We start from the raw sequence: 7381 nt of genomic DNA, 5'->3' as shown, positions 1-7381 counted from the left end.
TTCAGTTCAATCAGGCTTCAATGTAGTCGCGACCCGTGCGTGTCCGCCCAATCGCGCCCGCGACTACACAGAACCCTCCAGATTCCTTGGGCTGGGGAGATTCGTCCATGGGATCAGCGGTTGAATTGCAGATGGACTATTCGGACTCGGAGCTTCGCCGGTTGGCTTGCGCGTCACGGGACGCGCGCCAGAGCAGCCGGCTTGTTTCGCTGGCAGCGGTGGTTGACGGCATGAGCCGGACGGACGCTGTCGGAATTGGCGGGATGGACCGCCAACCTTGCGGACTGGGTGCATCGCTTCAACGAAGCCGGGCCGGAGGGCTCAAGGACGCTTGGTATGGTGGCCCCAGCCGCGGCTTTCACCCAAGCAACTGGCAGAGCTGGCAGAGCTGGCCGAGATTGTCGAAGCCGGCCCGAAGCCCGCCGTCGAGGGGGTGGTGCAGCGAGCCGTCCGCCTTGGCAATATACGCCCGTCGGACGGCGGTGCGTGGTAGCGGCCGGACTTGATGCGATCGAGAAGGTCCACAAGATTGGCCTCCAGGTTCGCCTCGCGTTCCGCCGCCGTGACGCCGTCGATGCCGGGACGCCGTCTTTGCGGGTCAGCCGGTAGGGCTTTCATAGTACCTGTGTAGTCGGGGGAACCGGGCTCGCCGGCACCTGACGGAGGAAAGGGAGGCATCACGGAAAGGAGGAGCCCGTGGAGCCTGCGACCGAAACCATAAGGGACCAGGAATGCGCGGGCGGGAAGTCGTAGTGGCCTCTTTCATCCAGTCCAGGTCGATGACGTGGTGCAGCGAATACAGCGCCGTCCCGCGTTTCGTCCTCGCCAAATCGGCTATCCGTTATCCGTTCGAGTACAGGTTTGCGGGTTCAGAGTCCCCTCCCGTGTTTCAAGTCAACAGTTCTCTGCTCTTCGTGTTCGCCGAAGCGCTCCCAACGAGCGTGGAGGAGGCTCGCTAGGCTAGTTTCCGTCCATAAACGACAAACCATTTGCTTTGATCGTGATTTTGCGGAGGCAAGGCCCGGCGGTTTCAGGTACACTACGACAATGCGACAAGAACGCACCGTCCAAGCCAGATCCTATGAGGAGGATGGATAGCGACCTGCGCTGTGGCAAAGTGAGGTCGCTGAATCAACACCTTACCCCTGGAGGCAAGCATGCCCGTTGCAGCTCACCAATCCGAAGCGCCGACCGCTATCCGTACCGATCTTGGCGCATCTTCGTCTCATTGGAATTGAGCCGCTCGAAATGGTTGATCACCTCGCTGTCGCCGGGTGGCGGCGAGAAGATGTCGAAACATTCGGTGGCGGCCGGCGATGTCGCCGGCATGCTGGCGCGATTTGCCGAGCTCAACAGGAAGGCGCAAGCGCGGACCGGGCGGCACTTTCCGATCATCGTGATCCAGGAGGCCGGGCTCGACGGCTTCTGGCTCCATCGCGTGTTGGAGGCCGAAGGGATCGAAAGTCACGTCGTCGATCCGGCGCATCGGCCACGAACTGAAGGCCGATGTCGCACTGGCTGGACGAGGGCCGCGATCTGCTTGGCTTGGTGGCGCGAGATTTGGGTCGGCACGGCGTCAGGGCCACCGGACGGCAAGGCCTACCTGCTGAAGCGGTCTTGCGTTGCGCGCTTCTCAAGCAATACCGGCAGTTGACCTATCAGGAGCTGGCATTTCATCTGGAGGATTCGGCATCGTTCCGGGCCTTTGCCCGCCTGCCGTGGTCCTGGAGCCCGCGGAAGTCGGTGCTGCAAAAGACGATCAGCGCGATCCGGCCCGAGACCTGGGAAGAAATCAATCGGGCGCTGCTGTCGAATGGCCGCCAGGCAAAACTGGAAGATGGTGCGGTCGTGCGGCTGGACAGCACTGTGACCTCGGCACTCATGCACGACCCGAGCGACAGCAGCCTGCTGTGGGACGCTGTGCCGGTCATGGTGCGCCTATTCGAAGCAGGCTGATGCCTTGGCCGGTGGCGCCGGCCTGGAATGGCGCGATCATTGCCGCGCGGCCAAGAAGCGCGCCCGCAAGATCCAGTTCACACGCGGCCGACCCGACAGCCTCCAACTCTACCGTGAACTGATCGCGATCGCCTGCGCGACCTTGGCCTATCTGAAGCAGGCGACGGAACGATTGGCCATGGCGAGCAGTCCGCTCGTCGAACTCTGGCAAGCCCAACTCTGTCACTATCGGCCGCTGATCGAGCAAATCATCGCACAGAGTGAGCGGCGAGTGCTGGCCGGCGAGCAACTGCCGGCCGGCGACAAGCTGGTCAGCCTGTTCGAGCCCTATGCCGATATCATCGTCAAAGGCAGCCGCGACACCGAATATGGCCACAAACTCAACCTGACCACCGGCAGGAGCGGCATGATCCTCGATCTGGTGATCGAGGCGGGCAATTCGCGCGACAGCGATCGATTGCTGCCGATGCTGGAATGCCACATCGCCTTCTATGGTCACGCGCCGCGGCAGGCGGCGGCCGACGGCGGCTTTGCCAGTCGCGACAATCTGGCTACAGCCAAGACCTTGGGCGTTCGCGACATGGCATTCCACAAGAAAGCCGGCCTCAGGATCGAGGACATGGTTAGTAGCAATTGGGTTTACCGCAAGCTGCGCAACTTCCGTGCCGGCATCGAGGCCGACATCTCGTGCCTCAAGCGCGCTTATGGCTTGGCGCGCTGCACCTGGCGCGGCCTTGATCACTTCAAGAGCTACGTCTGGTCCTCGGTCGTGGCCTACAATCTCGTCCTCTTCGCACGTCTCAAACCGACCTGATGCCGAGCCATTGCGCGGGTCAGCAGCCCGCCGGCAGGCGCCGGCTCCATAAGCATGACTAACTTCCGTTCGGCGAGTTCTTCTGGCGCGATCCATGGGACTTCGCGTCGGCCCGGTACCGCAAACGACGTTCTTCCTATGGCAAACCACTGTAAACGCTCACCAAAATGGGCGTTTATGGACGGAAAATAGGCCAGGAACATTTGGTCAGCCGGCGTCCCATGCCCAGCGTGCTGCGCCCGTGGACGCGAGCGGGATCTCACGGGTTTCCTGGCGACCCGTCCCATGCCTTTGCCCTGCTCCAAGACCCGACCGGGCCGAAGATGCTGCCCCCGGACTACCCGAACCGAAGGCCGACAGCAAGCTTATCATTTCCTGGCTGGTCGGCGGTCGCGATGGCGAATATGCGCTGGCCTTCATGGACGACGTGAAGGAACGCCTCGCCAATCGCGTGCAGCTTACGACAGACGGGCACAAAGCCTATCTGAACGCGGTCGAGGAGCCTTTGGCTCCGACATCGACTACGCCTTGCTGGTCAAGATGTATGGCGAGCCAGAAGGCAAGGCAGTGCCACAGGAACGCCGCTCCAGCACCCCACCGTATGCACTGGCGCGAAGAAGACCGCATCGAAGGCGAGCCCGATCTGACGCATGTCAGCACGTCACATGTTGAGCGCCAGAACCTCACCATGCGGATGCACATGCGCCGATTCACACGCCTAACCAATGCGTTCTCAAAGAAGTTCGAAAACCATGTCCACATGGTTGCGCTGTACACCCTCTGGTCCAACTTCATGCGCATTCACAAGACGTTGAAAATGTCCCCTGCAATGGCCGCTGGCCTTTCGCAGACGCTTTGGTCGATGGACGATCTTTGCGAGAAGATGGACGCCGTGGCTCCTAAGCCGGGCAAACTCGGGCCGTATTGAAGCGCCACTTCCTCACCCCGCGGCTCGCCAACGTCGGAACCGAGACCTGCCTCCAGGTCCTTGCCTATAAGTTCCAAACGGGCGATCACTATCCTCGGAGTGTCGATCTGATGAACGACCCTCTGTGCGTCAACAGACCACTTTAACGCGAGTTTCCGCACGCCCTCCACCCTCCCGGAACTCCCATTTCGTCAGAATCACGCAGGGATTCGACGCCGTTTCACCCAAGCACACTGCGGAGACGCTTACAGTAACTATCGAGCCAACGACCTGCCGAATGGTAATACAACTCAAAGCAGGCTATTGCTACACCGTAGCGTAGGCGGGAAGTAGGCCATTAATGCGGTCACCGTTCCCATGTGTCACACCCGCCGTCCGCTGCCGACTAAGGCATTGCGTGTTATGCGCGCTTCGAACTGACCCTTAGAGACGCGTTTCACGACGAGTCCGAAGTACTCATCAAGAAGCGCGAGCACGCGCTGCGTCTGCGTTCGGAGCTTCTCTAGCCCGTACATCTTCACAACGTATTCGGCCAACATCTGGAGAACGCTCTCCTCGTCTCCTCCGTGAAAGACGAACGGGTCCGTGATTCGCTGCACAGCTACCTCGTCGAACTGGGCAGCAGCGAACAGGTCAAGTACCTCGCCCGCGGTAAAATGAGGATAGTCATGGGGTGTCACGGAAAAAAGTGATACCACGTCAGCAAACCAGCGTGCAGTGGGCGAGCCCTCTTCGAAGTCATGAAGAACTAGGATGCCACCGGGCCGGAGAATGCGCGCAGCTGCCCGGATAGCAGTGGGACGCTGAGCGCGTGGGATGTGGTGTGTCCCGTAAGCCATCAGCACACCGTCCACCGACCCGTCCTTAATCCAGAACGGATCGACAGCGCTTTGCCATACTGCAAATAGCCCTTCGCGGATGCAACGGTCCACCATGAACTGCGAGATGTCAGAGTTGATGAACGTCGGGCAGCGCGCCGCACCCAGTAGCCGGTGGGCTACCTTGTTAACGTATCCGTCACCGGCAAGAAGATCGCAGATGATGAGTGACGAACAAAGTCCATCACGACCATTGGAGTGCATCTTGCCAAGAAGATCCATCACACCCTCCGATCGTGCCATTAGCGACAGTTGGATACTATCAACGTAATCCGACCCACGCCCTTCCGAAGTGAACTCATTGCGCGAGAGATTGGCCAAACTGTTAAGGCGGGCGGATGATTCTCTAATTACTCGGGGTTCGATGGCCTTGAAAGCGACCGGGTTTATCTTCTTCAATTGGGCGAAGTTTGAATCTAAACTATTGGGAAACATCGTATTTCTCCGTGATGACGAACTGCCTACCAGCAGACTGATAAAACGCTATTGCCTGCCACGCCTCAGGGACGTCGCGATCGTCGGACCTGCTATCAGGAAGCATGTTCTTTCTTAAACTAGCGACGGTGCTTAAGGGTGCTAAGCGCGGTTGCGTTAAAGGACCATTCGCGTGACCTGGGTTCTGCCCAGTCCAATCCGCAGCACTGTTCCAGAACAGCGGCCAATGAGCGCGGCCTAACCCCTTCCTGACTAGGACCGCAGCCGAACTCACCCAACTTGCCGAAGTCATTTTCATAGAATGCTCCCGAGCGCGACCCGTCCGACGGAAAATTACCCTAATCGGCCGGATTTACCTGCAATAAGATCAGAAGATTATGTGTTATTTTATGGACATTTTGTGAGAACTATCGATGATTGTGAAAGTAATTTTTTAATTCGCAGTAACATTTCTTTGTTGTGCGATGGACTTGATCTAGCAACACATCGCCGAACTTTATAAGACGCGTCAAAGAAGTTCCTGCCTCTTCCTGGCCCCGATCGCGGCGCCAAGCGAGCCGCCTTCATGATGACGCTCATCATTACTTGCTTATGCCGAGCCCGGCATAAGCTCAGTGGTCGGATTGCGGAAGCCTCACGATGCCGTCCCTTCCACACGACCCATATGGGTGGCGTATCACGGCGGTTCGGATTAAGCTTGGCCGAGACATATACAGGGGAGACCCAGCGCGTCGAAGTAGTCGTTGCGCAGGGGCCCTTCTAGCAGGCTTCTCTGATTGGGGTCGTTGAGGTCAAGCTGCTCCTGATATTTTCCGGACCATGTCGCCCCGCGGGTCACTCGCTTCTCTTCGCGGTCGACCTTAGGACGTAGACTCATTACCGCGTAGCCAGATGCGGATTGCAACGAGTTTGAGGGCGGCAAGGTAGTTTTCTGCGAGCTTGTCGTATCGGGTTGCGATGCGACGGAACTGCTTGGCCTTGTTGAAGAAACGCTCAACGAGGTTGCGCGCTCTGTAGAGGAAGGGACTGAAGCAGATCGGGTCCTTGCGGTTAGCTTTGGGCGGGATGTTGGCCCATGCGTTTCGCTCGGTGACGGCAGTACGCAATGCGTTGGCATCGTAGCCCTTGTCGGCGAGCAGCATGGCACCTTCGGGCAATTCCGTGATCAAGTCCGCAGCGGAAGCGATGTCGCTCGTCTGGCCTGCCGTGAGCATCAACTTGATCGGCCTGCCTTGGGCGTCGACAAGAGCATGGATTTTGGTTGTCAGCCCGCCTCGGGAACGACCGAGACAATGATCTCGACCCCCTTTTTTGCCGTCGCGCCCTGCTGATGGACGCGAACAATGGAGGTGTCGATCATCTGTACCTTGCCGTCATGGACTTTGGTGATGGCGTCCATGAGGCGGTCCCACACACCTGCTTTTCGCCATCGAACGAAGCGGTTGTAACAGGTCGTGCGCGCTCCATACCGTTCTGGCAGGTCGCGCCACGGCGCACCGGATCGCAGCACCCAGAAGATGCCGTTGAGCACTCGCCGATCATCGACGCGCGGCACCCCTCGCGGCTTGTTGGGCAACAGCGGCTCGATCACGCGCCACTCGAAGTCGGTCAGGTCATATCGGCTCATGCGGAGCCTGAATCAGATTCCGCTGCAATATGAAAGCCGCCAGTCGGAAAACGACCCATCTCGGCCATAAATCATGGCAAATGGTGGCGTTCGAAATGAAGCAAGACCTCACTCGCTTCAATATCGATGCCCTCTCGTTTGTCATCTTCGTTTGGGTGATCCGCTAGTTGCCGCAGATCCTCTTCCAAGCCGCCGAGAACGTCGATCGGCAATCTCCGTATGACCAGAGTTATGCAGTGATACTTTTGAGCGCCATCGGTTCCTTTAAGGATCCGCGAAATCGGATCAATCAGCGGTGTCCCCAGGGTAACGAGGAAATCAGCGAGAGGTCTAGCTACCGGCCAATTGCTATCGGTAGTCCAATCCCACAGTTCGTCCAGTATCGGCGCGATCGCGGGATAGCCCGCTTTGATAATGAAAGGGATAGAATCGATGTCGTGCTTGCTCCGCGGCAGTAGCCTCTGTGCATCAATCATCTGAGATCACTTACGGCCCATCGATCCTTGCGCCCTTTTTTTGAGCACCCGAAGATTGATGTCAACATCCGCTTTCCACCACCCCATCTCGGTCATTCCGCATTTATGAGTTCACGGCCTAGCACTACTTTGGCAGATTTTTAGCGGAGATGGTTCTGCGGCAGTGGGGACAACGGATTGGGGGCGGCTGCGCGAGCGCGGTGAGGATGGCTTGCCTGACGGCGGGTAGGCTCGGTTGGGGCGGCGGGCCGAGGATTCTTTTTTCCC

At 58.7% G+C, this 7381-nt stretch carries 2 protein-coding genes and 4 pseudogenes; 3 read left to right on the top strand and 3 right to left on the bottom strand.

The genetic code is table 11. The annotated features are described in order from the left end of the window. Positions 1-1157: 1157 nt before the first annotated feature. From NKI95_RS33740 to NKI95_RS33730, 3 pseudogenes are all read left to right on the top strand, one after another. Positions 1158-1483 (top strand): annotated as a pseudogene (locus NKI95_RS33740) (IS110 family transposase); the annotation flags it as partial. Then, positions 1434-2770: pseudogene (locus NKI95_RS33735) on the top strand (ISNCY family transposase). The pseudogenes NKI95_RS33740 and NKI95_RS33735, both read left to right, overlap by 50 nt. 352 nt (positions 2771-3122) lie before the next feature. Further along, positions 3123-3698, top strand: a pseudogene (locus tag NKI95_RS33730) (IS1 family transposase); the annotation flags it as partial. A 362-nt stretch (positions 3699-4060) separates the two neighbouring features. Here NKI95_RS33730 and NKI95_RS33725 read toward each other — a convergent pair. The 3 genes and pseudogenes from NKI95_RS33725 to NKI95_RS33715 all read right to left on the bottom strand — a co-directional run bounded on the left by NKI95_RS33725 (position 4061) and on the right by NKI95_RS33715 (position 7114). Continuing rightward, positions 4061-5011: a class I SAM-dependent methyltransferase gene (locus tag NKI95_RS33725; RefSeq protein WP_352722167.1), complete on the bottom strand. Its 951-nt coding sequence runs from the start codon at positions 5009-5011 to the stop codon at positions 4061-4063. Positions 5012-5871: 860 nt separating this feature from the next. Beyond that, a pseudogene (locus NKI95_RS33720) lies at positions 5872-6638 on the bottom strand (IS5 family transposase). 71 nt (positions 6639-6709) lie between these two features. Continuing rightward, the gene (locus NKI95_RS33715) at positions 6710-7114 is read right to left on the bottom strand and encodes a DUF5071 domain-containing protein (protein WP_352722165.1); all 405 of its coding nucleotides are present in this window, start codon (positions 7112-7114) and stop codon (positions 6710-6712) included. Positions 7115-7381 lie beyond the last annotated feature (267 nt).

Origin of the sequence: Mesorhizobium sp. M0306 (genome assembly GCF_040321655.1) — a bacterium.
In the GTDB taxonomy this organism is placed as follows: Bacteria; Pseudomonadota; Alphaproteobacteria; order Rhizobiales; family Rhizobiaceae; genus Mesorhizobium.
The sequence above is the reverse complement of the archived record's forward strand: the minus strand, read 5'-3'. Positions and strand labels throughout refer to the sequence as shown.

Coding starts and splice junctions, on each gene's coding strand:
- NKI95_RS33725 (WP_352722167.1), bottom strand. CDS start 5,011: ATGTTTCCCAATAGTTTAGATTCAAACTTCGCCCAATTGAAGAAGATA.
- NKI95_RS33715 (WP_352722165.1), bottom strand. CDS start 7,114: ATGATTGATGCACAGAGGCTACTGCCGCGGAGCAAGCACGACATCGAT.